Origin of the sequence: Xanthomonas sacchari (genome assembly GCF_040529065.1) — a bacterium.
Lineage (GTDB): Bacteria > Pseudomonadota > Gammaproteobacteria > Xanthomonadales > Xanthomonadaceae > Xanthomonas_A > Xanthomonas_A sacchari.
The window spans coordinates 4,242,116-4,264,225 of sequence record NZ_CP132343.1 but is presented as its reverse complement, the minus strand read 5'-3'; the positions used below and the strand labels follow the sequence as shown (position 1 = coordinate 4,264,225).

The following is a 22,110-nucleotide window of genomic DNA, read 5'->3' as shown; positions in this document are numbered from 1 at the left end:
ACACCCATGAACGCTGCCCGCCGTCCCGCCAAGCTCCGCCCTGCCGCCCGCGCCCTGCGCGCCTGGGTCAAGCCGGACGTGTTCGATTTCTGGTCCACCCGCCTGCACCCGCTGTGGACCTGGCAGCGCCCGCGCGCCCGGCTGGTGCAACGCGAGGCCGCCAGCAGCGATGCAGTGACTCTGGTGCTGCAGCCCAACCGCCACTGGCACGGCCTGCGTGCCGGCCAGCACGTGGAGCTGGGGGTGGAAATCGACGGCCGCCGCTTGCTGCGCAGCTACAGCCCCACGCCGCTGCCGGGCGGGCGCCTGGCGATCACGGTCAAGACCGTCGACGGCGGCCGGGTCAGCCAGTACCTGGCCGGCGCCGCGCGCATCGGCGAGGTGTTCGAGCTCGGCCAGGCCTATGGCGAGATGGTGCTGCCGACCGCGCCGCACGGCCGTTGGCTGCTGCTGGCCGCCGGCAGCGGCATCACCCCGATGCGTGCGCTGCTGCGGCAACTGGCCGATGCCGGCATGCCGGCCGACGTCGACCTGCTGTACTGGGCGCGACGCCACGACCAGGTCTGCTTCCGCGAGGAACTGCAGGCGCTGGCTGCCGCACATCCGCGTTTCCGCCTGCAGTTGGCCATCACCGGCGAGGGCGAAACGCCGGCGCCGCGCGTGGACACGCTGCCGCTGGAGGCCCTGGGCGACCTGGGGCAGGCGCAGGTGCTGGCCTGTGGCCCGGGCGGCTTCGTGCAGGCCGCGCGTGCGCGCCTGCAGCACCAGGTGGCGCGCTTCCAGGCCGAGGCGTTCAGCCCGCCGCCGGCGCCTGCCGATGTCGAGCAGGGCACCGTGGCGGTGACCCTGGCGCGCAGTGGCTGCGTGCTGCAGCTGCCACGCGGCCAGTCGCTGCTCGCCGCGCTGGAGGCCGAAGGCCTGCGGCCCAAGCACGGCTGCCGCATGGGCATCTGCAACAGCTGCGCCTGCGGCAAGCAGGCCGGCATCACCCGTGATCTGCTCAGCGGCGCCCACGCCGCCGAACCCGGTTCGCTGAAGCTGTGCGTCAACAGCGCCAGCAGCGACCTGACCCTGGACCTCTGAAGGACTTCCCCATGGCGGCTCCCCGCAACCGCGCACTCACCCCGGCCGAACTGCAGGCCTTCGGCGACGAACTGGACGCGCTGCGCACGCGCACCCTGGCCGACCTGGGCGCGCGCGATGCGCGCTATATCCGCCGCATCGTCGCCGCGGTGCGCTACACCGGCGTGGCCGGCCGCGCGCTGCTGTTCCTCGGCGCCTTCGTGCACAGCGTGCTGGTGCCGGCGTGGATCGCCGGCGTGCTGCTGCTGACCCTGTCCAAGATCCTGGAGAACATGGAACTGGGCCACAACGTGATGCACGGCCAGTACGACTGGATGGGCGATGCGCACCTGAACGGCAACACCTACGAGTGGGACATCGTCGCCACCGGCGACAACTGGCGCAAGACGCACAACTTCAAGCACCACACCTACACCAACGTGCGCGGCATGGACGACGACATCGGCTATGGCCTGCTGCGCATCTTCCCCGAGCAGCGCTGGCGCCCGTTCTACCTGGCGCAGCCGTTCATCGCGGTGGTGTTCGCGCTGCTGTTCGAATGGGGCGTGGCGATCCAGGATCTGCGCCTGGGCCGCTGGCTGGCCGGCAAGATGAAGCGCGGCGAGCTGCGCCGCAGCTTCCTGCCGGTGGGGCGCAAGATGGGGCGGCAGATCTTCAAGGACTACATCCTGTTCCCGGCCCTGGCCGGCCCGTTCTTCCTGACGGTGCTGCTGGGCAACCTGGCCGCCAACGTGCTGCGCAGCATCTGGACCTTCGTGATCATCTTCTGCGGCCACTTCACCGCCGACGCCGAGACTTTCCCTAAGGAGTCGATCAAGAACGAGTCGCGTGGGCACTGGTACCTGCGGCAGCTGCGCGGTTCCTCCAACCTGGCCGGCGGCAAGCTGCTGAACGTGCTGTCGGGCAACCTCAGCCACCAGATCGAGCACCACTTCTTCCCGGACGTGCCGGCCAACCGCTACGCAGCGCTGGCGGTGCAGGTGCGCGAGATCTGCGCGCGCTACGGCCAGCACTACAACACCGGCTCGCTGCCCAAGCAGTTCGGCCAGGTGGTGTGGCGGATCCTGCGCCACGCCTTCCCGAGCCGGCCACGCCCGGTGCGCGCGCTGCAGGCGGCGACGCAACAGGCCGGCTGAGCGCCGCGCGAGGGACAGCAAGAAAGGCGGGGGCAACCCCGCCTTTTTCGTTGGCTCGGCACTGGCGCGGTGTGCACGTCTCGCTCACGGCGCGCTTCAGATCATCCTGGGCGCCTGCACATGCCGGGCACGGCGTTGCAGGCATCTCCCGTTGCGCGAGGGCCTGCGATGAAACCTGCCAAGCTGTTCAATGTCGTCGCCAAGAAGGCGTCCTATGCGGCCGGCACGCCATGGACGTTCTGCATCGCCGTGGCGATCGTGCTGATCTGGGGCATCAGCGGGCCGGTGTTCGGCTTCAACGACACCTGGCAACTGGTCATCAACACCGGCACTACCATCATCACCTTCCTGATGGTGTTCCTGATCCAGCACACCCAGAACGCCGACACCGCGGCGATGCAGATCAAGCTCGACGAGCTGATCCGGGTCAGTGCCAAGGCCAACAACGAGTTGCTGGATCTGGAAGAACTGGACGAGAAACGGCTGGAAGAGATCCGCAAGCAATACGAGGAACTGGCGCGCAAGGCCAGTGAGGAACTGCGTGCGCGCAATTCGCACCACGGCGATGGCCGCGAGACCCACGATCGCCCCAAAGGTTGAGCTGACGTCCACGTCCCTGCGAACGGCGGAAGCAGCGTGTCGGCGGTGAGCGCGCGACACGCCGCTGTGCGTTGCAGGGATCAGGCCGGCACGGCGCCGCCCGGATCGTCCGGGGCCGCAGTCGCCGAGGCACGCTCGGCGCCCTGCAGGGTGTCGCCGTGCGGGGGCGTGGCCCGGCCGTCATCCAGTTCGGCTGGTGGCATAGGCGAGGCCGTGTCGGCCACGGTGGTGTGGGCGTTGCGGCGATAGGCGCGGATGGCGGCATAGGCCGTGCCGGCCAGCGCGAGTTTCCAGAGTAGACCGGACATCGCAGGGCTCCAGTGCGGAAGGAGCGGCCAGCGTCGGTCAGCGCGGGTGGCGCAGACGTGCAGGTCGCGTGCGTGCGGCGTGGTCGCGCCGGTCGGCATCCTGGTCGCTGCTCGCGCGGCCTTCATCGCAGCTTGCATGTCGGCTAACGCATGTCGGCCTAGCGTAAGCCGCTCACACGCTTCTGCAGGAGACGTCGTCATGGCCCAGCGCAACGCACCTCCCACCGGCACGCACGATGTCCGCCAGGCTGCCTACCGCGGCACGCAAGGCGATGTGTCGTCCGACAGCGGCGTGCCGCGCGGTCGCGACCGCGACGTGCCGTCGCAGCCCATGCCATCGCCGCACGCACGGACACCGCAGGACCACGGCGAGGACCGCAGCGGGCGCAGCCAGCCCAACCTCGGCCAGGCCGGCACCTACGGCGCCACCGGCGAGCATGCCGGCGGCGCACACGGCAAGGCGGCCACGCCCGGCGGCTATCACGAGGACGATGGCGATGCGGCACACGACGCTGCCGCTGCACGCGGCGAAGACTAGCCGCACCGTGCGCTGAACGTACGTTCTGCAGGCGCGGGCGTGTGCCGGCCGCGCCACGCGTCGGTAACGCGCGCGGTGCGACCATGCCGCTTCCCACCCGGAGATAAGCGCGTATGTCCAAGCAGACCATGGCCCGCCTGCTCGCCGAAACCCTGCACAGTGCGGGCGTGGAGCGGATCTGGGGCGTCACCGGCGACAGCCTCAACGGCCTGACCGACGCGCTGCGGCAGATGGACAGCATCGAGTGGATGCACGTGCGCCATGAGGAAGTGGCCGCCTTCGCCGCTGGCGCCGAAGCCGCAGTCAGCGGCAAGCTGGCGGTGTGTGCCGGCAGCTGCGGGCCCGGCAACCTGCACCTGATCAACGGCCTGTTCGATTGTCACCGCAGCCATCAGCCGGTGCTGGCCATCGCCGCGCACATCCCGTCCTCGGAAATCGGCCTGAGCTATTTCCAGGAAACCCACCCGCAGGAATTGTTCCGCGAGTGCAGCCACTACGTCGAACTGGTGACCAATCCGGCGCAGATGCCGGAAGTGCTGCAGCGGGCGATGCGTACGGCGATCCTGCGCCGCGGCGTGGCGGTAGTGGTCATTCCCGGCGACGTGGCGCTGCAGGAGATGCCCAAGGGCACGCCGACGACGTGGCCGGCGCTGGCCACCCCGCGCATCCTGCCGGCCGACGCCGACGTGGCCAAGCTGGCCGATCTGCTGCAGGCGAGCAAGGCCACCACCTTGCTGTGCGGCAGCGGTTGCGCCGGCGCGCACGACGAGGTGGTGGCGCTGGCCGACGCGCTTGGCGCACCGATCGTGCACGCGCTGCGCGGCAAGGAACACGTGGAGTGGGACAACCCGTTCGACGTCGGCATGACCGGCCTGATCGGCTTCAGTTCCGGCTACCAGGCCATGCTCAATTGCGACACCCTCCTGATGCTCGGTACCGATTTCCCCTACCGGCAGTTCTATCCCAAGGACGCCACCATCGTGCAGGTCGACAACGACCCGGCCGCGCTGGGGCGGCGCACGCCGTTGCAACTGGGCATCGCCGCCGACGTGCGCGAGACCATCGCCGCGCTGCTGCCGCGGCTGCAGCGGCGCGAGGATCGCGGGTTCCTGGAGAAGTCGCTGGCCCACTACCGCAAGGCGCGCGAGGGCCTGGACGATCTGGCGGTGGCCTCGGCGCCCGGCGAGCCGCTGCATCCGCAGTTCGTCACCCGCATGGTGGATGCGCTGGCCGACGCCGATGCCATCTTCACCTGCGACGTCGGCACGCCGACGGTGTGGGCGGCGCGCTATCTGACCATGAACGGCCAGCGCCGCCTGCTCGGCTCGTTCAACCACGGCTCCATGGCCAACGCGATGCCGCAGGCATTGGGCGCACAGGCGCAGTTCCCGCGCCGGCAGGTGATCTCGCTGTCCGGCGATGGTGGTTTCACCATGCTGATGGGCGATTTCATCACCCTGGCCCAGCTCGGCCTGCCGATGAAGGTGGTGGTCTACAACAACGGCTCGCTGGGCTTCGTGGCGATGGAAATGAAGTCGGCCGGCTACCTTGACACCGGCACCGACCTGAGCAATCCCGACTTCGCCGCGATGAGCAACGCCATGGGCATTCTGGGCTTGCGCGTGGACGAATCGGCGCAACTGGAACCGGCGTTGCGCGAAGCCTTCGCGCATCCCGGCCCGGCGCTGGTGGACGTGCGCGTGGCCAGCCAGGAGCTGGCGATCCCGCCGGCGATCAAGCTGGAACAGGCCAAGGGCATGGGCCTGTACCTGCTGCGCGCGGTGATGAGCGGACGCGGCGACGAGGTGCTGGAACTGGTCAAGACCAATCTGCGCTGAGCGCGGCCCACACCGCGGCCCGCGGCGGTCGTTCGCCACGTCGGGTCGCGGGACCGCGACGACCCGGCTACGATCGCCGCGGTTCGCCCCGCCTCTTCCGTTGCGCCCAAGGTAGGCCATGCCCCGTTCGCTGCTGCGGCAACTGCTGTTGATCTGGATCGTCATCGTCGCCGCCTGCGTCGGCATGGCGGTGGTGCTGGTCGGGCTGTACCGGCACAGCGAGGGCGTGCGCGCGGAACGTGCGCAGACCGGGTTGCGCGAGGTGTGCACGCGCATGGTGCAGCGCTACAACGGCGCCAGCGCCGCTGCCCACGGCAGCGACGGCACCGGCCTGGCGGCGGTGGTGTCGCAGTTGGTGCTGGCCGATGCGGCCGGCGTGGAAGGCGGCTTCTGGGACCGCCAGCGCGGCTTCCTGGCTTACGCCTACCCGACCTACGATGGGACCGAGCACAAGACCGACGTGCCCTCGGCCGAGCGCAACGTCATCGTCGCCACCGTGCAGCGCGGGGTGGAGGCGCAACACACGGTCGACTACCGCCGCGACGGGCAGCGCGAGAGCCTGCTGATCGCGGCCTGCCCGCTGGACCGTAATGCCGCGGCCTGGGCCATGACCCGCGTGGCTTCCAGCGACGCCGCGGCCAGCCTGCCGCTGGCGCTGGGGATGGCGCTGATCCTGGCGCTGGTGGTGGTGTCGGCGCTGGCGCTGGGCTGGGTGGTGCGGCGCTGGAGCCAGCGCCTGCAGGGCATCCAGCAGGCCCTGGCGACGCCGGCCGAGGTGCCGCAGATCCCGAAGACCGGCGCGCCGGAGCTGGACCGGCTCGGTGCCGCGGTCACCGACTACGCGCAGCGCAACGCGCAGGCGTTGGCCGAGACCCGCCGGCTCGGCGAGGAACTGTCGCGGCACGAACGCCTGGCCGCGCTGGGGCGCATGACCGCGACCGTGGCGCACGAAATCCGCAACCCCATCGCGACCCTGCGCCTGGCGCTGGAGAACCAGATCGCCGCGCACGCGGATGGTGCCGACGACGCCCAGGCGCAGTTGATGCTGGCGCAGATCCAGCGCCTGGACGGGGTGGTGGAAAGCCTGCTCGGCATGGTCCAGCCGATCCGCCTGCACCGGCAGACGGTGGCGCTGCAGCCGTGGCTGCAGGCGCTGCTGGATCCGGCCGACTGGGACGGGCAGACGCCGCCGATCGCGCTGCGCCTGCAGGCGGCGCCGGCGCAGTGGATGCTGGATCCGCAGCAGGCCGCGCGCGCCCTGCACAACCTGCTGCGCAATGCGCTGCAGCACGCCACGCCTGGCACCGAGGTGATCCTGGCCGCCCAGGCCGAGAACGACCTGCTGCACCTGCGCGTGCGCAACCAGGGCGAGCCGGTGCCGGCGCCGGTGGCCGCGCACCTGTTCGAACCGTTCGCCAGCGGCCGCAGCGACGGCAACGGCCTGGGCCTGGCGCTGGTGCGCGAGATCGCCCGCGCCCATGGCGGCGAGGCGCACTACACGCATCGCGACGGCATCACCGAGTTCAGCCTGGAGCTGCCATGGCGCGCATCCTGATCATCGACGACGATCTGGCGTTCCTCAGCACCCTGCAGGCGACGCTGCGCTCGTTCGGCCACGAGGTGGTGGCCGTGGCCGACCCGCGCGAGGGCCTGGCGCGCCTGGGCGAGGGCGGCCTCGACCTGGCCTTCGTCGATTTCCGCATGCCCGGCATGGACGGCATCGCGCTGATGCGCGCACGCCAGGACGACGCGCAGGCCATGCGCGTGCCGCTGGTGATGCTCACCGCGCATGCGTCCAGCGGCAATACCATCGAGGCGATGAAGCTCGGCGCCTTCGATCACCTGGTCAAGCCGGTGGGCCGCGCCGATATCGCCGAGGTGGTCGAGCGCGCCCTGCGCAGCCGCGGCGACGACATGCCGGATGCCGCACCGGCCCTGCCCGCGGAGGAGGACGACGCGCTGCTCGGCCACAGCGCGGCGATGCGCACCGTGCACAAGCGCATCGGCCTGGCCGCCGCCTCCGACCTGCCGGTGCTGATCACCGGCGAGACCGGCACCGGCAAGGAACTGGCGGCGCGCGCGCTGCACCGTGCCAGCACCCGTGCTGCGCAGCCGTTCGTGGCGATCAATTGCGCGGCGATTCCCGCCGAGCTGATGGAGAGCGAACTGTTCGGTTACCGCAAGGGCGCGTTCTCCGGCGCGGTGAGCGACCGCAACGGCCTGATCCGCGACGCCGATGGCGGCACCCTGTTCCTCGACGAGATCGGCGACATGCCATTGCCGATGCAGGCCAAGCTGCTGCGTTTCCTGCAGGAAGGCGAGGTGTCGCCGTTGGGCGGGCGCGGCGCGCAGAAAGTGGACGTGCGGGTGATCGCCGCTACCCACCGCGACCTGCTGCAGGCGGTGGACGCCGGGCGCTTCCGCAGCGACCTGCGCTACCGGCTCAACGTGGTGCCGATCGAACTGCCGCCGCTGCGCGAGCGCGGCGACGACATCCTGCTGCTCGCCCAGCACTTCCTCGCCGCCGGCAGCAGCGCCCCGCAGACCCTGTCGACTGCAGCGCAGGCGCGTCTGCGCGCCTATCCCTGGCCGGGCAACGTGCGCGAACTGCGCAACGCCATGCAGCGCTGCCAGGTGCTGGTGCGCGCGCCGGTGGTGGAGGCGCACGACCTGGACGAGCTGCTGGCCCAGCCCGCCGAGACGCCCACGACGCTGGACACCGAGGCGCTGACCCTGCCGCAGGCGATCGCGCAACTGGAACGGCAGATGATCCAGGCCGCGCTGACCCAGGCCCACGGCAACCGCGCCGAGGCCGCGCGCCGGCTCGGCATCCATCGCCAGCTCCTGTATCGCAAGCTCGACGAGTACGGGCTGTAGGCGACGCGCTGGCGCGCGCCGCCGGGATTGGGGATTGGGGATTGGGGATTGGTCGAAGCGAGTGCCGCACATGATGTCTTGCGCTTTTACGAATCCCCAATCCCGACTCCCCAATCCCCTTCCATCCACATCTGTCCGCAAAGCGGACAGGTGTGGATGGAACGGAGACACCATCGACGCCGTGTCAGCGACAGATCCATTTTAAAATCAATGGCTTAAAAGTTGGCACGGCCTCTGCATTATCCCTCCTGCGAGCGGCGCCCCTGCCGCTCAGGAGGAACTCCCATGATCCGTCGTAGCGCACTCGCTCTGTCCCTGGTGCTGGCCACCGCCGCTGCCGCTGCCACCGCGCAGGTGCCGGCGCCCCCCGCACCTCCCGCTCCGCCGGCGCCCGGTAGCGTTCCGTCGCCGCCGCCGCCGCCCGCGGCGTCCGTCGCCGCCACGCCGGTGCGCGTGGACGGCACCGTCGAGCGGTTCATCCTCAACCCCAATGGCGACGTCGATGGCCTGTGGCTGATGGACGGCACCCAGGTCAGCTTCCCGCCGCACCTGTCGGCCGACCTGCAGGCCGCGGTGCGCCGCGGCGATGCGGTGTCGGTGCAGGGCTACCGCCTGGGCAGCCTGCCGCTGCTGCAGGCCAGCACCATCACCGCGCGCCGTAGCGGCAAGCAGGTGGTCGACCGTCCGCCGAACCCGATGACGCCGCCGCCGGCCCCTCCAGCGCCGCCGTCCCTGACCCCGCTGCAGGCCGATGGTCGCATCGAGCGTCTGGTCTACGGCCCGCGCGGCGACACCGCCGGCGTGCTGCTGAGCGACGGCACCGTGGTGCGCATGCCGCCGCCGGCCGCCCAGCAGTACAGCGAACTGCTGCGGCCCGGCGCGCGCCTGAGCGTCAACGGCTTCGGCGTGCTGACCCAGGTCGGCCGCTCGGTGGAGGCCACTCAGGTTGGCCGTGATCGCAATTCGCTGCAGGCGGTGTTCGCGCCGCCGGCCCCGCCTGCGCCGCCGGCCGCCCCGCCGCCGCCGGCCCAGCCCGGTGCACCGGGTGCGCCGGCCACTCCCCCGCCGCCGCCGGCTCCGCGTTGATCCGGGCGCTGCTGCATCGCGCCTGACCCCTGCGCCCGCCGTTCGCGGCGGGCGCTGCCGGCCCCCGCCGGCATCCCCCTTTGTTCGTCTGGAGAATGCAATGCATTGGGTCGATCCCGATTCCCTGCCGGAAACCCGTGGCACGCTCGCGCGCTTCCTGCTCAACCCCAAGGCCGACGTCGACGGCCTGCTGTTCGACGACGGCACCGAAGTGCACACCCCGCCGCACCTGTCGGCGCAATTGCTGAAGGCGCTGCGTCCGGGCGCCGGCCTCGGCGTGCGCGGACTCAAGCCGCGCGGCGCCGATGTACTGGTGGCGCTGGCGGTGGATCCGGACGGTGCCGAGCGCATCGTCGACGAGGGCCCGCATGCCGCGCCGCATAAGCCCAAGCCCAAGCCGCCGGCCAAGCCCACGTCCGCGCAGGACGCGGTGCACCACACCGGCACCATCGCGCGGCTGTTGCACGGCCCGCACGGGCAGGTGCATGGCGCGCTGCTGGAGGACGGGCTGATCGTGCGCTTCCCGCCCCACGCGGTGCCGGAATCGGCGCGCTGGCTGGCCGCCGGCAAGCCGTTGGCGGCGCAGGGCGAACTGCTTGAGTCCGCGCATGGCCAGGTGCTGCATGCGCAGGCGCTGGGCGCCAGCGCGGCGACGCTGCAGCCGTTGCCGCCGAAACCGAAGACGCCCAAGCCTCATCACAAGCCGTTGCACGCGCATGCGGATGATGCTGCGCCGAAGCATGGGCCCAAGGCGAAACCGAAGCCTAAACCCAAGCCGAAGTCCCACTAAGTGCCGCGTCGTCGCGGCGGTGCGCCCCTGGCCACCGCCGCGGCTGTGTTCCCACCGCTCCTCCAGGACACCGTCATGCCGCCCGTCGCGCCTGCGCAGCACCACGTTTTCCTGTCCCTGTCGCCGCGCTCGTCGGCGGTGGACCCATGAGCGGCGCCGAGAAGCGCCCGCGCCCGCGCGGCACGCGCGCGCTGGAAGCGCTCAACTTCACCATGGCCGACGTGCAGGACGGGCTCGGCCCGTTCCTGAGCGTGTTCCTGCAATCCAAGGGCTGGTCGCTGGGCGCGATCGGCTCGGTGATGACCGCCGGCGGCATCGTCGGCATGCTCGCCACCACGCCGGGCGGTGCGCTGGTCGATGCGACCAAGCGCAAGCGCAGCATCGTGGTGGTCGGCTGCAGCATGATCCTGCTGGCCTCGGCGCTGTTGTGGTGGTCGCCGACCCTGCCGGGCGTCATCGCCGCGCAGGTGATGACCGCGCTCGCCGCCGCCGCGCTGGGGCCGGCGCTGTCCGGCATCACCCTGGGCCTGGTACGCCAGGCCGGCTTCGATCACCAGATCGCGCGCAACCAGGTCGGCAGCCATGCCGGCAACGTGGTGGCCGCGGCGCTGGCCGGTTTGCTCGGCTGGAAATTCGGTTTCGGCGCGGTGTTCGTGCTGACCGGCTGCTTCGGCGTGCTGGCCATCGTCTCGGTGTTGATGATCCCGCGCGATGCGATCGATCACCGCGCCGCCCGCGGCATGGCCGATGCCGAGGACGACAATGGCGCCCACGTCAGCGGCTGGTCGGTGCTGCTGACCTGCAAGCCCTTGCTGGTGCTGGCCGCAGCGCTGGCGCTGTTTCACCTCGGCAATGCGGCGATGCTGCCGCTGTACGGCATGGCCGTGGTGGCCGCGCACCAGGGCGACCCGAACGCGCTGACCGCTACCACCATCATCGTCGCCCAGGCCACCATGGTGCTGGCCTCGCTGCTGGCGATGCGGCTGATCCGCGTGCGCGGGCATTGGTGGGTGTTGCTGCTGACCTTCCTGGCGCTGCCGCTGCGCGGGCTGATCGCCGCCAGCTTCATTCACACCTGGGGCGTGTTCCCGGTGCAGATCCTCGACGGCGTCGGCGCCGGCCTGCAGAGCGTGGCGGTGCCGGCGCTGGTGGCGCACCTGCTGCAGGGCACCGGCCGGGTCAACGTGGGGCAGGGTGCGGTGATGACGATGCAGGGCGTCGGCGCAGCGCTGAGCCCGGCGCTGGGCGGCTGGATCGCGCAGGGGTTCGGCTATCGCGCCGCATTCCTGCTGCTGGGCGGCATCTCGCTGCTGTCGCTGGCGTTGTGGGTGGGGATGCGCAAGCACCTGGTGACGGCGAAGCGCGACCGCGCAGCCGACGAACCGGTGCCGCCGCTGCCGGCCTAGTTCTCAGCCCGGCGCGACACCGGGTACCACCTCGCAGGCGATCCCGGCGGCGGCCAACTGCGCTGCGAGCGCCGCGTGTGGCGCTTGCCGGAACGCGTCGCCCGGCAGCAGGCTGACCACGCGCTGCCCGGCGTGCGCCCGTTCGATCAGCAGCGCCAGATGCGCGGCTGGATCGTCCGGCAGCGGCTGGCGGCTGGCATCGCGACGCGCCAGGCTCAGCACCGCCGCGCTGACATCTGCACCCACCAGCAGTAGATCCGCCTGGTTGAGCGCGCGCAGCGCCTTCAGCGTCAGCGCACCGGGGTCGCCGTTGCCGGTGCCGACCAGCCACACGCTGCCTTGCCGCGGTATGTCGTCGCTGCGGTTGAGGCTGTCGGCGAAGGCCTGCTCGGCGGCCTCGCGCTGGCCGCTCTGCAGCAACGTCTGCACCGGCCCCTCCAGTACCTGCTCGAACCAGCGCCGGCGCTGCGGCAGGTCCGGCAGATGCGCGCGGATCGCGGCGCGGTGGCGCGCGAACAACTGCGCCAGTTCGGCGTAGGAATGGTCCAGTTCGGTTTCCCAACGCTCGCGCAGGCGCCGCGCCAGCATCGGCGCCGCGCCGCTGGAGGAGATCGCGATCAGCAGCGGGTCGCGATCGATGATCGCCGGCACCTGAAACGTCGACAGCGCGGCGTCGTCGACCACGTTGACCCACTTGCGCCGCGCCCCGGCCTGTTCGGCCAGTTGCCGGTTGAACGCATCGTCGTCGGTGGCCGCCACCACCAGCCAGGCGGCGTCCAGCCACTGCGGGTCGAAGGCGCCATCGGCGCGCTGCAGCCGGCCCTGCGCCAGCCACTGCGCCACGGTGGGGTTGAGCGCATGCGCGTACACCAGCACGTCGGCACCGGCGTGCAGCAACGCCTCGATCTTGCGCATCGCCACCTCGCCACCGCCCACCACCAGCACACGGCGCCCGGCCAGGTCGGCGAACAGGGGATACAGCGGCATGCGGACTCCTTTGGGGACGAGATGGGCCAGGTCGCGAAGCAGCGCGTGCGGCGGGCCGCATTCGACTGCAACAACGTCCTGTCGGCCAACGATACCGAAGGACGGTCCGTGGTAGCTATTCGGCGAACGAGCGCCATCGCGCTCTGCCATCCTGCAGTCTGCAACGCTGATGCCGCCACCAAGCGCCTAGCCGCACGTCGCCGCGCAGCCAAGGTGCAGACGCTGGCGTATGATCCGCGCTCGTCGCCCTCCCGAACCGGCATCATGGATCGAGCCCGTCCGCCGCTTGTCTGGCCCCGCCTCTCGGTGTGGGTTCTCTTCATCGTGTCGCTGTGGGCCGCGGCGCCCGCGCTGGCGCAGACCGCGCGCAAGCCCTCGGCCTACGAGCAGCGCCCAGGTCGCGACGTCGTGGCGCAGCCGGCGACGGGACCCGATTCCCTGCCACGCCTGGAGAGCCGCGCGCAGTTTCTGCAACTCGCGCGGGTCTACAACGCCGGCACTGCGCTGGAACTGCCGCATCTGCTGTTCGTGATCGACCGCCAGCAGGGCGGGCGTGTCTATTACCTCAACACGCCGCGCTTCGCGCTGCACGAGCAGTTCGTGCGCCAGCGCCTGGCGCCGCGCATGGGCAAGGCGGCGCTGAAGGCGCAGTACCGCGATCCGCAGCGACGCTTCCTGTTCGGCACCCTGAGCTGGCAGCAGGATATGCCGGGCTATACCTACGAATTCTGGGAGGGCGATCTTCTCACCGCGGCGCTGCTGCAGCAGACCGACGCCGCCTTGCGCGCCTCGTTCTACGACACGCTGCGGTTCAAGACCAACTCCACGCAGCACGAACAGGTGGCCAAGTCCGCCGGGCTGGCCTTCGTGACCCAGGAGGCGCTGCTGCGCGAGCAGCGCTTCCTGCCGTTGAACACCGGCCACGCCGAAGGACGGCTGCGCATCGTGCGGTCGGATGCGCAATTCCGTGCACTGACCCCGCGCGACATTCCGGTACTGGACGAGGTGCCGATCGCGCTGGCGCCGGTCGCGGGCCTGGTCACGCAGCGCCCGTCCACGCTGCTGTCGCACGTCAACCTGCTGGCCAAGGGCTGGGGCATTCCCAACGTGTACGTGCGCGATGCGCAGGCGGCGCTGCGCCAGTACGACGGGCGCTGGGTGCAACTGGACGTCACCCACAACGACTACCGGGTGACGCCGCTTGCAGGTCCGCCGGCAGCCACGTCGTCCACGGCCCCGCGCGCGGCGTCACGCGCGCTGCCGCGCCCCGACCTGAGCGTGGCCGCGCTCCAGCCGCTGGCGGCGTTGCGCGCTCACGACAGCCGCATCTGCGGGACCAAGGCGGCCAATCTCGGCACGTTGAAGGCGGTGTTGCCGCCGGCCGCGCGCGTGCCGGACGGCTTCTGCATTCCGTTCGCGTTCTATCAGGCGACGCTGCAGCGTCTGCAGGTCGATCAGCGCCTGCGCGACCTGCAGCGCCGCCCCAGCTTCGCCACCGACGCCGACGTGCGCCGCGCCGCGCTGGCGACCCTGCGTGCCGAGATCGCCGACGCCACGCCCGATCCCGCCTTCGTGCGTGCGCTGGAGGCGCAGTGGCGCGAACAACTGCGCGGTGCCGGTGTGTTCGTGCGCAGCTCGTCCAACTCCGAGGATCTGCCCGGCTTCAGCGGCGCCGGCCTGTACACCACCGTGCCCAACGTCACCCGCGCCGATGCATTGGCCAAGGCGGTGCAGACGGTATGGGCGTCGGTGTACAACTTCGAGGCCTACGAAGCGCGCGCCGCCGCCGGCCTGCCGCAGGACGCGGTGGCCATGGCAGTGCTGGTGCAGTTGGCCGCCCCGTCCGACAGCTCCGGGGTGATGATCACCCGCGACCCGTTCGATGCCGCGCGCCGTCATGTCACCTATATTTCGGCCAAGCGCGGCCTCGGTATCCGCGTGGTCGAGGGCAAGCGCCAGGCCGAACAGGTGATGTATTCGAGCTGGTCAAAGGCGGTGCAGGTGCTGAGCCGCTCGGCCGAGGACACCCAGCTCGTGGCCAATGCCGCCGGCGGCGTCCGCGAGGTGCCGATCGTCGGCACCCGGCAGGTGCTGACCGATGCCCTCATCGCGCGATTGGCCAGGGTCGGCGCGATGACCAAGCAGGCGCTGGGCGGCGCAGACCAGGACATCGAGTGGGCCGTGGTCGGCGACGAGGTGGTGATCCTGCAGTCGCGGCCGTATGTGGAGCGGGGTGGGCGTCAGTGAACCCCCCTCAGTGGCTGCCGGAGGCGTTATCGGTGCGGCTGCTTGCGGTGGGCAGCTGCGCGGCACGGCGGTATCTGAGTTCCATCGATCTCTGGTCGCGGCTGAAACCGCTCCTACGGATGACAGCTCGCAACGTCCGCCTTCTGTAGGAGCGGACCCGCAGCGCCCGGCAGATCGCCGGGCGCTCCCATCAGCTCACGCCGTCGGCGCATCCGCATTGCGGTGATGCGCCGGGCTGGACTTGCTGTCGCGCTCGGCGGCCAGCAGGGTCAGCGAGCGGCCGAGGCCGTGCCATTGCGAACCGCCGGGCAGGCCGTGTTCGCCGTTGCGCTCGGCGGTGTCGATCAGCACGCGCCAGTGTTCGCCTTCGACCAGCGGCAGGGTGAACGGCACGTCCTCGACCGCGCCGTTGACGATCATCAGCAGGGTCACGTTCGAGGCGGCCTGGCGCAGGCCGCTGGACGGGGCGCGGCCGTCCAGGCGCATCATCAGCGCGCGGGCGTGCGGATCGTGCCAGGAGGCCTCGGTCATCTCCTCGCCGTCCGGGGCCAGCCAGGTCACGTCCTTGATGCCCAGTTCCTCGTCGTAGGCGCCGTCGAAGAAGCGGGCGCGGTGCAGCAGCGGGTAGTGCGCGCGCAGGTGGGTCAAGCGCGAGACGAAGGCGCTGAGCTGGTGCGCGCGTGGGCCGGTTTCCCAGTTCAGCCAGGTCAGTTCGTTGTCCTGGCAGTAGGTGTTGTTGTTGCCGCCCTTACTGCGGCCGAACTCGTCGCCGGCCAGCAGCATCGGCGTGCCCTGCGACAGCAGCAGGGTGGCCAGCATGTTGCGCATCTGCCGCAGGCGCAGGGCGTTGATCTGCTCGTCGTCGGTCTCGCCTTCCACGCCGTAGTTGGCGGAAATGTTGTTGTCCGAGCCGTCGCGGTTGTGCTCGCCGTTGGCTTCGTTGTGCTTGTGGGAATAGCTGACCAGGTCGTGCAGGGTGAAGCCGTCGTGCGCGGTGACGAAGTTGACCGAGGCGGTCGGGCGGCGACCGCGATGATTGAACAGGTCGGCCGAGCCGGTCAGGCGCGTGGCCAGTTCGGCCAGCTGGCCTTCGTCGCCGCGCCAGAACGCGCGCACGTTGTCGCGGAACTTGTCGTTCCACTCCGACCAGCCCGGCGGGAAGCCGCCGACCTGGTAGCCGCCGGGGCCGACGTCCCACGGCTCGGCGATCAGCTTGACCTGGCTCAGCAGCGGGTCCTGGCGGCAGGCGTCGAGGAAGCCGCCCTTGGGATCGAAGCCGTGGTGCTCGCGGCCGAGGATGGTGGCCAGGTCGAAGCGGAACCCGTCCACGTGCATCTCCGACACCCAGTAGCGCAGCGAGTCGTTGACCATGCGCAGCGCGCCGGCGTTGGTCAGGTCGAAGGTGTTCCCGGTGCCGGTGTCGTTGATGTAGAAGCGGCGGTCCTCGGCCAGGCGGTAGTAGCTGGCGTTGTCGATGCCCTTGAACGAGAGCGTCGGCCCCAGTTCGTTGCCTTCGGCGGTGTGGTTGTAGACCACGTCCAGGATCACTTCCAGCCCGGCGCTGTGCAGCCGCGCCACCATCTGCTTGAACTCGGACACGGTGCGCGTGGCCATGTAGCGCGGGTGCGGGGCGAAGAAGCCGATGGTGTTGTAGCCCCAGTAATTGCGCAGGCCCTGCTTGAGCAGATATTCGTCGTCGACGAAGGCGTGCACCGGCAGCAGCTCCACCGCGGTCATGCCCAGGCGCTTGATGTGCTCGACCACCTCGTCCACCTTCAGCCCGGAGAAGGTGCCGCGCCAGGCCTCGGGCACGGACGGGTGGCGCATGGTGGTGCCGCGCAGGTGGGTCTCGTAGATCACCGTGCTGTCCCACGGCGTCTGCGGGCGTTGGTCCTTGCCCCAGGTGAAGGCCGGATCGATCACCGCGCACTTGGGCATGTAGGCGGCGCTGTCGCGGCGGTCGAAGCTGAGGTCGGCATCCTTGTGGCCGATGGTGTAGCCGAACAGGGCCGGCGCCCATTTCAATTCGCCGACCAGTTGCTTGGCGTAGGGATCGAGCAGCAGCTTGTTGGGATTGAAGCGATGTCCGGCATCGGGCGCGTACGGACCGTACACGCGGTAGCCGTAGAGCTGGCCCGGGCGCGCGTCGGGCAGGTAGCCGTGCCAGATCTCGTCGGTGTACTCGGGCAGGGCGATGCGTTCGATCTCGCGGCCGCGATCGTCGAACAGGCACAACTCCACCTTGGTGGCGTGCGCCGAGTACAGGGCGAAGTTCACCCCCAGGCCGTCCCAGGTGGCGCCCAGCGGATACGGCAGGCCCTCGCGGATACGCGAACGGCGGGTGAGCTTGCGCACGGGCATGAAGGATCCTTAGGAAGAAGTGCTGCCGTTGCCGGCGCTGCGCCGCGGTGCCGGCGGCGGCAGCGCTTCGTCGTCGGCCTCGGCGGCCGCTTCCGCGGCCACCAGGCGCTCGGCCATGGCCCAGTGGCGGGCGGCGTGGCCGTCGGGTCGCCCTTCGGCTTCCCAGATTTCGTGTGCGAGTTGGCGGATGCGGCGTTGGCGTGTTTCTGCGTCCATGGCTTCTTGCGGGATCAGGGGGAGGCGACCAGCACGGCGATCGGAAATTCGGCAAACAGGGCCGACACCGGAACGGCCGACGTGGCGTCGACGGTAGCACTGGCCAGCACCGGGCGATACTGTGCCTGCGGCAGTGTCAGAACCGTGTCACGCCAGTCCAGTTGCGGCCGCAGCGGCGCGTCCGGGCGCAGCGCCTGCGCGGCCGCACTCAGCCGCGGCACCACTACCACCAGCGAGGTGCCCTCGTGCTCGCGCACGAAGCCGAGCACGTGCGGCGCCTGTGCGCCCTGCGCCTGCAGCGGCGTGTAGCTGCCGTGGGCGAACAGCGCCGGATGCGCGCGCCGCAGCTGCAGCAGCTGCGCGGTCAGCCAGGCCTTGACGTGGCCGCTGTGCCAGTCCTGCAGCAGCGCGTCCGCTGCGGTGGCGTCGCCCAGCCAGGCCTGGCGCAGCGCGTAGTCCACCGGGCGGCGGTTGTCCGGATCCACCAGCGACAGATCCCAGCCTTCGCTGCCCTGGTACAGGTCGGGCACGCCGGGCAGGGTCAGGCGCAGGGCGGTCTGCACCAGGCTGTTGAGCGCGCCGGCCGGGGCCAGCGCCGCGGCCGCCTGCGCCAGCGCCTCGCGCAGCGCGGCACCGGCCGGCTGCAGCAGCGCGGCGTCGAGCAGGGCGCGCGCATTGCGTTCGTAGTCTTCGTCCGGCCAGGTCCAGTGGGTGCGCAGCTTGGCTTCGCGCGCGGCCTTGAGCTGCCAGGCGCCGATGCGCTCGGCGTAGTCGCGCAGGCCGTCGGCGTCGTCCACCGCCAGTTCCAGCGGCCACGCCGCCACCAGCATCTGCCACAGCATCAGCAGGTCGCCCGGAAGCGGCGCGGCGCTGCCGGCCGGCAGCAGGTCGGCCGACAGCGCCTGGAACCGCGCCACCTGCGCCTCCCACCACGGCGCCTGCGCGCTGAGCACGGCCAGGCGCATGCGCACGTCTTCGCCACGCTTGTGGTCGTGGGTGGCGGTGGCCAGCAGCGCGCGCGGATAACGCTGCGCGCGCACGGCGTTGGCCGCGTGGAACGCCTCCGGCGTCATCGCGAACACATCCGGCTCGCTGCCCACCTCGTTGCGCGAGAGCAGCACGCCGTGGCGGTAGAAGGAGGTGTCCTCCACCGACTTGGCGTTGAGCGGCGCAGACAATTGCTCCAGGCGCCGGCGCACAATCCGCCGCAGCGCCACCTGCGCCTTGCCGGTGCCGCGGCCATCGCGGCTCCAGCGCTCGATCGCATCGATCGCCGCGCACACCCGCGGCTCGGCGCCGGCACGCGCACGCTGCGCGGCCTGGGCCAGGCGCGCAGCGTCGTCGTCGTCCAGGCCATCGGGTCCGGCATAGGTGCGGTACACCTCGAAGTGCCGCAACAAGGCCATCAGCCCGCGCGCCAGCATCTGCGGGCTGAACTCGCGGGTCAGCGGATCCAGGTGCGCGGCGGCGCCCAGCGCCTGCACGGTGCGCACGAACTCGGCCTGCAGCGAGCCCTGCAGGATCTCGTCGCGCGCGGCGCGCTGTTCCTGGCCGAAGTCGCCGCTGCGCCCGCTCCAGCGCCGCCACAGCGCGGTCAGCGGTTCGGCGCCGGCCGGGTCGTGCAGCACCGCGGCGACCTGGTCCATGAAGTCGTAGCCGGTGGTGCCGTCGCAGGGCCAGTCGCTGCGCAACTGCTCGTGCGGCGCCAGGATCTTTTCCAGGTACAGGGCGATGCCGCCCGGGGCGATGCCACGGCGGCGGCCGGCGCGGTCCAGTTGCGTGCGCAGCCGCTGCACGTAGCCGGTGGGGTCGGCCAGGCCATCGACATGGTCAACCCGCACGCCATCGAGATGGCCCTCGGCGACCAGCCGCAGCGGCAGCTCGTGGACCGCGGCGAACACGTCGTTCTGCTCCACGCGCAACGCCGCCAGCGAGGTGATGTCGAAGAAGCGGCGGTAGTTGAGCATGTCGTTGCCGACCCGCCACCAGGCCAGGCGATAGCACTGGCGTTCGATCAGCCGGTGCAGGGCGTCGTCGCCCAGCCGCGCGGCGTCGTTGAGCCGGGCCGCCCAGGCCGGGCGCGCGCTGGCCGGTTCCTGGGCGATGGCACCGTCCAGGCGGATCGGGAAGCGCTGGTCGTGGTGCAGCAGGACCACGCTGCCGTCCTCGCCGACCTGCAGTTGCAGCGCGCCTTCGCTGAGCGCCTGCGCATAGGGGCGGTCCAGCACCGGCAACCATAGCTTGCCGTCGCGCCCGGGCGCGCGCCAGTCGATGTCGAACCAGCCTGCATGACGGCTGCGCCGGCCATGCGTGAGCACGTCCCACCACCACGGATTGCTCGGGTGGGTGGCCATGTGGTTGGGCACGATGTCCAGGATCAGGCCCATGCCGTGGCTGCGCGCCCGCTCGGACAGGTGCAGCAGCGCCGGCTCGCCGCCGAGCTCGGGATTGACCTGGCGCGGGTCGGTGACGTCGTAGCCGTGGGTGGAACCGGGCACCGCGGTGCCGATCGGCGACAGGTACAGGTGGCTGATGCCCAGCCCCGCGTAGCACGGCACCTGCGCGGCGGCATCGAGCAGGGTGAAACCGGCATGCAACTGCAGGCGGGCGGTGGCCCGCAGGGGAATCATGCGCATGCGTCGGCTCCTTGCGCGGCGGTGGCGGTGGTCTGGCGGGTCTGGGCGAAGGCGTCCAGGCGCGTGGCGAGGGTGGCGGCGGATGCGGCGGCATCGGGTGCGGGCAGGCGCCGGCGCCAGTTCGGGTGGCCGTCGACGGTGCCGGGCAGGTTGGGTTGCTGGTCCAGGCCCAGCGCGTCCTCGGCCGGCAGCAGGGCCAGCGGCGAGGGCGTGGCGGCGACGAAGCGCAGCGCGCCCAGTTCCGGGTCGGCGGCCTCGGCGGGCGGCAGCGCCGCGGCGACCGCCTGGTCCATGCGCGCGACGTCGTCGGTGCGTGCCTGGTGGTCGGCATGTTGCTGCGCGGCGTCGCTCAACTGCAGGCGCCGGCGCCAGTCGATATCCTCGCCGCGGCGCCAGCCGCGCAGGGTCGGCAGGTCGTGGGTGGTGGTGGTGGCGAGCGCGTCGGGGCGCCACTGCGCCGGCGGCAGGAACGCGCCATTGCGGTCGCGGGTGAACAGCAGCACGTCGATGCCCATCACCCCGCGGCGCGACAGTTCGGCGCGGATGCCGTCCGGCACCACGCCCAGATCCTCGCCGATCACGATCGCGCGGTGCCGCCAGGATTCCAGCGCCAGCAGGCGCAGCAGATCGTGCAGTGGATAGCGCAGGTACACGCCCGTGGACGAAGGCGCGCCGCGCGGAATCACCCACAGCCGCAGCAGGCCGAGGATGTGATCGATGCGCACGCCGCCGCGATCGCGCATCACCGCGCGCAGCAGTTCGATGAACGGCGCAAAGCCGCTGGCGCGCAGCGCGGTCGGTGCGTAGCCGCAGATGCCCCAGGCCTGGCCGTCGCCGTTGAACGCGTCCGGCGGCGCGCCCAGTTCCAGCCCCTGCAGCACCGCCTGCGGCCACGCCGCGGCCTCGGCGCCCTGCGCGTCGAAGCCCACCGCCAGGTCGGCGATCAGGCCGATGCCCATGCCGTCGGCGCGCGCCTGGCGCTGCACGTCGGCCCAGCTGCGTGCGGCCAGCCACTGCGCGAACCGGTGCAGACCCGGATCGGCATCACCGAAGTCCTGCGCGGCGAACGCGGCATGCGCATGCAGGGCGCTGCCACCGTCGCGTTCGAATGCGGCCAGGTCGGCGTGCAGCGCCGCGTCGGCCTGGCCGAAATCGGCGTGCAACTGCCGCAGCCACTGCCACTTCAACGCCGCCGAGGCCGGCCAGTCGATCAGCGGCCGCGCCTGCGCCTCGGCGAAGGTCTGCGCCAGCCCAGCCGCGTCCAGCGCGCGCTGTGCGGCGTCGGCGCCCAGCACGCGCGCCGGCGCTGCCTGCAGCGGATCGAGGAAGCGGCGGTCGCTTGGCGAATACGGGCTGTAATGCGCGCCGACCGGACGCGCCGCGTGCACCGGGCTCAGCGCGATGGCGTCGCCGCCGGCCGCGGCGATGCGCGTGGCCCAGGCGGCGGTGCCGGCGGCGTCGCCGATGCCGGCGTCATAGCCGCCCAGTGCCGAATACACCTGCAGCGACAGGCCCCAGCGCCGCGGCTGTGTTGCGCCGATCGCATCGGCGACGCCGTAGCAGCGCGGTGGCGCCACCGCCAGAGTGGTGCGGCGGTCGCCGTGCTGCAGGGTCCAGTAGCCGGCGGCCTCGGGTGCGACGAGGCGGCCCTGCGCGTCGCAGTGGCCGTGCAGCGTCTGCCCGTCCTCGCTGTCGAGCCGATACGCCGCACCGGCCGCGGCGCCGACCTCGACCGGCGCGCCGGCGTCGGCGGTCAGCAGCGGCGGCAGTGCCGCATCGGCCTGCAGCCGGCGCAGGCTGTCGCGGCAGGCGGCGGCGTCGCGCGCGTCCAGGTCGAGCGCGCCGAGCACATGGCGCAGGGTGTCGTTGGCGACCGTGCGCGGCGTGTCGCTGGCGTCGATCCAGTCGACCAGCAGGCCCGCGGCGTCGGCCAGGGTGTGCAGGGAGTTGTCGGTCATGGGCAGGGCGAACCGGGCAGCAGGGCGGAGGAAGCGGTATCCG

17 protein-coding genes are annotated in these 22,110 nt (G+C 71.3%); 11 read left to right on the top strand and 6 right to left on the bottom strand.

All coding sequences use genetic code 11. The annotated features are described in order from the left end of the window. Positions 1 to 6 precede the first annotated feature (6 nt). The 3 genes from RAB71_RS18125 (at position 7) to RAB71_RS18115 (ending at position 2,819) form a co-directional block, all read left to right on the top strand. Positions 7 to 1,083, top strand: a complete 1,077-nt coding sequence (locus RAB71_RS18125) for a ferredoxin reductase (RefSeq protein ID WP_010343630.1) — start codon at positions 7 to 9, stop codon at positions 1,081 to 1,083. Between the two features lie 11 nt (positions 1,084 to 1,094). Beyond that, on the top strand, positions 1,095 to 2,219 hold the full coding sequence (locus RAB71_RS18120; protein ID WP_010343629.1) for an acyl-CoA desaturase: 1,125 nt from the start codon (positions 1,095 to 1,097) through the stop codon (positions 2,217 to 2,219). Between the two features lie 168 nt (positions 2,220 to 2,387). Further along, the gene (locus RAB71_RS18115; protein ID WP_010343628.1) at positions 2,388 to 2,819 is read left to right on the top strand and encodes a low affinity iron permease family protein; all 432 of its coding nucleotides are present in this window, start codon (positions 2,388 to 2,390) and stop codon (positions 2,817 to 2,819) included. An 80-nt stretch (positions 2,820 to 2,899) separates the two neighbouring features. Here the strand turns inward: RAB71_RS18115 and RAB71_RS18110 are convergent, their stop codons facing one another. Next, entirely contained in the window at positions 2,900 to 3,127 is a 228-nt protein-coding gene (locus tag RAB71_RS18110) for a hypothetical protein (protein ID WP_010343627.1), read from the bottom strand. 199 nt (positions 3,128 to 3,326) lie between these two features. Here RAB71_RS18110 and RAB71_RS18105 point away from each other — a divergent pair, with 199 nt between their 5' ends. The 7 genes from RAB71_RS18105 to RAB71_RS18075 all read left to right on the top strand — a co-directional run bounded on the left by RAB71_RS18105 (position 3,327) and on the right by RAB71_RS18075 (position 11,662). Further along, on the top strand, positions 3,327 to 3,665 hold the full coding sequence (locus RAB71_RS18105; protein WP_010343626.1) for a hypothetical protein: 339 nt from the start codon (positions 3,327 to 3,329) through the stop codon (positions 3,663 to 3,665). A 128-nt stretch (positions 3,666 to 3,793) separates the two neighbouring features. Further along, on the top strand, positions 3,794 to 5,503 hold the full coding sequence (gene poxB / locus RAB71_RS18100) for a ubiquinone-dependent pyruvate dehydrogenase (protein WP_029562184.1): 1,710 nt from the start codon (positions 3,794 to 3,796) through the stop codon (positions 5,501 to 5,503). 118 nt (positions 5,504 to 5,621) lie between these two features. After that, on the top strand, positions 5,622 to 7,058 hold the full coding sequence (locus RAB71_RS18095; RefSeq protein WP_010343624.1) for a HAMP domain-containing sensor histidine kinase: 1,437 nt from the start codon (positions 5,622 to 5,624) through the stop codon (positions 7,056 to 7,058). Further along, positions 7,043 to 8,380, top strand: coding sequence for a sigma-54 dependent transcriptional regulator (locus RAB71_RS18090; protein WP_010343623.1), 1,338 nt, complete (start codon positions 7,043 to 7,045; stop codon positions 8,378 to 8,380). Before RAB71_RS18095 ends, RAB71_RS18090 begins: the two co-directional genes overlap by 16 nt. 285 nt (positions 8,381 to 8,665) lie before the next feature. Next, positions 8,666 to 9,466 carry a hypothetical protein gene (locus RAB71_RS18085; protein WP_104609529.1) on the top strand — a complete coding sequence of 267 codons (801 nt, stop codon included), beginning with the start codon at positions 8,666 to 8,668 and terminating at the stop codon, positions 9,464 to 9,466. Between the two features lie 100 nt (positions 9,467 to 9,566). After that, positions 9,567 to 10,256 carry a hypothetical protein gene (locus RAB71_RS18080; protein WP_010341046.1) on the top strand — a complete coding sequence of 230 codons (690 nt, stop codon included), beginning with the start codon at positions 9,567 to 9,569 and terminating at the stop codon, positions 10,254 to 10,256. A gap of 146 nt (positions 10,257 to 10,402) precedes the next feature. Next, positions 10,403 to 11,662, top strand: coding sequence for an MFS transporter (locus tag RAB71_RS18075; RefSeq protein ID WP_010341047.1), 1,260 nt, complete (start codon positions 10,403 to 10,405; stop codon positions 11,660 to 11,662). A 3-nt stretch (positions 11,663 to 11,665) separates the two neighbouring features. On the opposite strand, the gene RAB71_RS18070 is transcribed toward RAB71_RS18075, so the two are convergent. Next, the gene (locus tag RAB71_RS18070) at positions 11,666 to 12,649 is read right to left on the bottom strand and encodes an NAD(P)-dependent oxidoreductase (RefSeq protein WP_010341048.1); all 984 of its coding nucleotides are present in this window, start codon (positions 12,647 to 12,649) and stop codon (positions 11,666 to 11,668) included. 306 nt (positions 12,650 to 12,955) lie between these two features. On the opposite strand from RAB71_RS18070, the gene RAB71_RS18065 reads away from it, so the two are divergent. After that, positions 12,956 to 14,896 (top strand): PEP/pyruvate-binding domain-containing protein, encoded by a 1,941-nt coding sequence (locus tag RAB71_RS18065; protein WP_010341049.1) that lies wholly within the window; start codon positions 12,956 to 12,958, stop codon positions 14,894 to 14,896. Positions 14,897 to 15,091: 195 nt separating this feature from the next. Here the strand turns inward: RAB71_RS18065 and glgX are convergent, their stop codons facing one another. From glgX to RAB71_RS18045, 4 genes are read right to left on the bottom strand one after another with little or no spacing between them, the layout of a single operon-like run. Then, on the bottom strand, positions 15,092 to 17,257 hold the full coding sequence (gene glgX / locus RAB71_RS18060) for a glycogen debranching protein GlgX (protein WP_010341050.1): 2,166 nt from the start codon (positions 17,255 to 17,257) through the stop codon (positions 15,092 to 15,094). 9 nt (positions 17,258 to 17,266) lie between these two features. Further along, entirely contained in the window at positions 17,267 to 17,473 is a 207-nt protein-coding gene (locus RAB71_RS18055) for a DUF2934 domain-containing protein (RefSeq protein WP_010341051.1), read from the bottom strand. Between the two features lie 14 nt (positions 17,474 to 17,487). Next, positions 17,488 to 20,103 carry a malto-oligosyltrehalose synthase gene (gene treY, locus RAB71_RS18050; protein ID WP_104609528.1) on the bottom strand — a complete coding sequence of 872 codons (2,616 nt, stop codon included), beginning with the start codon at positions 20,101 to 20,103 and terminating at the stop codon, positions 17,488 to 17,490. Beyond that, positions 20,100 to 22,067 (bottom strand): 4-alpha-glucanotransferase, encoded by a 1,968-nt coding sequence (locus tag RAB71_RS18045; RefSeq protein WP_104609527.1) that lies wholly within the window; start codon positions 22,065 to 22,067, stop codon positions 20,100 to 20,102. Before RAB71_RS18045 ends, treY begins: the two co-directional genes overlap by 4 nt. Between the last annotated feature and the right edge of the window lie 43 nt (positions 22,068 to 22,110).

Coding starts and splice junctions, on each gene's coding strand:
- RAB71_RS18055 (WP_010341051.1), bottom strand. CDS start 17,473: ATGGACGCAGAAACACGCCAACGCCGCATCCGCCAACTCGCACACGAA.
- RAB71_RS18125 (WP_010343630.1), top strand. CDS start 7: ATGAACGCTGCCCGCCGTCCCGCCAAGCTCCGCCCTGCCGCCCGCGCC.
- RAB71_RS18070 (WP_010341048.1), bottom strand. CDS start 12,649: ATGCCGCTGTATCCCCTGTTCGCCGACCTGGCCGGGCGCCGTGTGCTG.
- RAB71_RS18085 (WP_104609529.1), top strand. CDS start 8,666: ATGATCCGTCGTAGCGCACTCGCTCTGTCCCTGGTGCTGGCCACCGCC.
- RAB71_RS18095 (WP_010343624.1), top strand. CDS start 5,622: ATGCCCCGTTCGCTGCTGCGGCAACTGCTGTTGATCTGGATCGTCATC.
- RAB71_RS18045 (WP_104609527.1), bottom strand. CDS start 22,067: ATGACCGACAACTCCCTGCACACCCTGGCCGACGCCGCGGGCCTGCTG.
- RAB71_RS18075 (WP_010341047.1), top strand. CDS start 10,403: ATGAGCGGCGCCGAGAAGCGCCCGCGCCCGCGCGGCACGCGCGCGCTG.
- RAB71_RS18080 (WP_010341046.1), top strand. CDS start 9,567: ATGCATTGGGTCGATCCCGATTCCCTGCCGGAAACCCGTGGCACGCTC.
- RAB71_RS18105 (WP_010343626.1), top strand. CDS start 3,327: ATGGCCCAGCGCAACGCACCTCCCACCGGCACGCACGATGTCCGCCAG.
- poxB (WP_029562184.1), top strand. CDS start 3,794: ATGGCCCGCCTGCTCGCCGAAACCCTGCACAGTGCGGGCGTGGAGCGG.
- glgX (WP_010341050.1), bottom strand. CDS start 17,257: ATGCCCGTGCGCAAGCTCACCCGCCGTTCGCGTATCCGCGAGGGCCTG.
- RAB71_RS18090 (WP_010343623.1), top strand. CDS start 7,043: ATGGCGCGCATCCTGATCATCGACGACGATCTGGCGTTCCTCAGCACC.
- treY (WP_104609528.1), bottom strand. CDS start 20,103: ATGATTCCCCTGCGGGCCACCGCCCGCCTGCAGTTGCATGCCGGTTTC.
- RAB71_RS18115 (WP_010343628.1), top strand. CDS start 2,388: ATGAAACCTGCCAAGCTGTTCAATGTCGTCGCCAAGAAGGCGTCCTAT.
- RAB71_RS18110 (WP_010343627.1), bottom strand. CDS start 3,127: ATGTCCGGTCTACTCTGGAAACTCGCGCTGGCCGGCACGGCCTATGCC.
- RAB71_RS18120 (WP_010343629.1), top strand. CDS start 1,095: ATGGCGGCTCCCCGCAACCGCGCACTCACCCCGGCCGAACTGCAGGCC.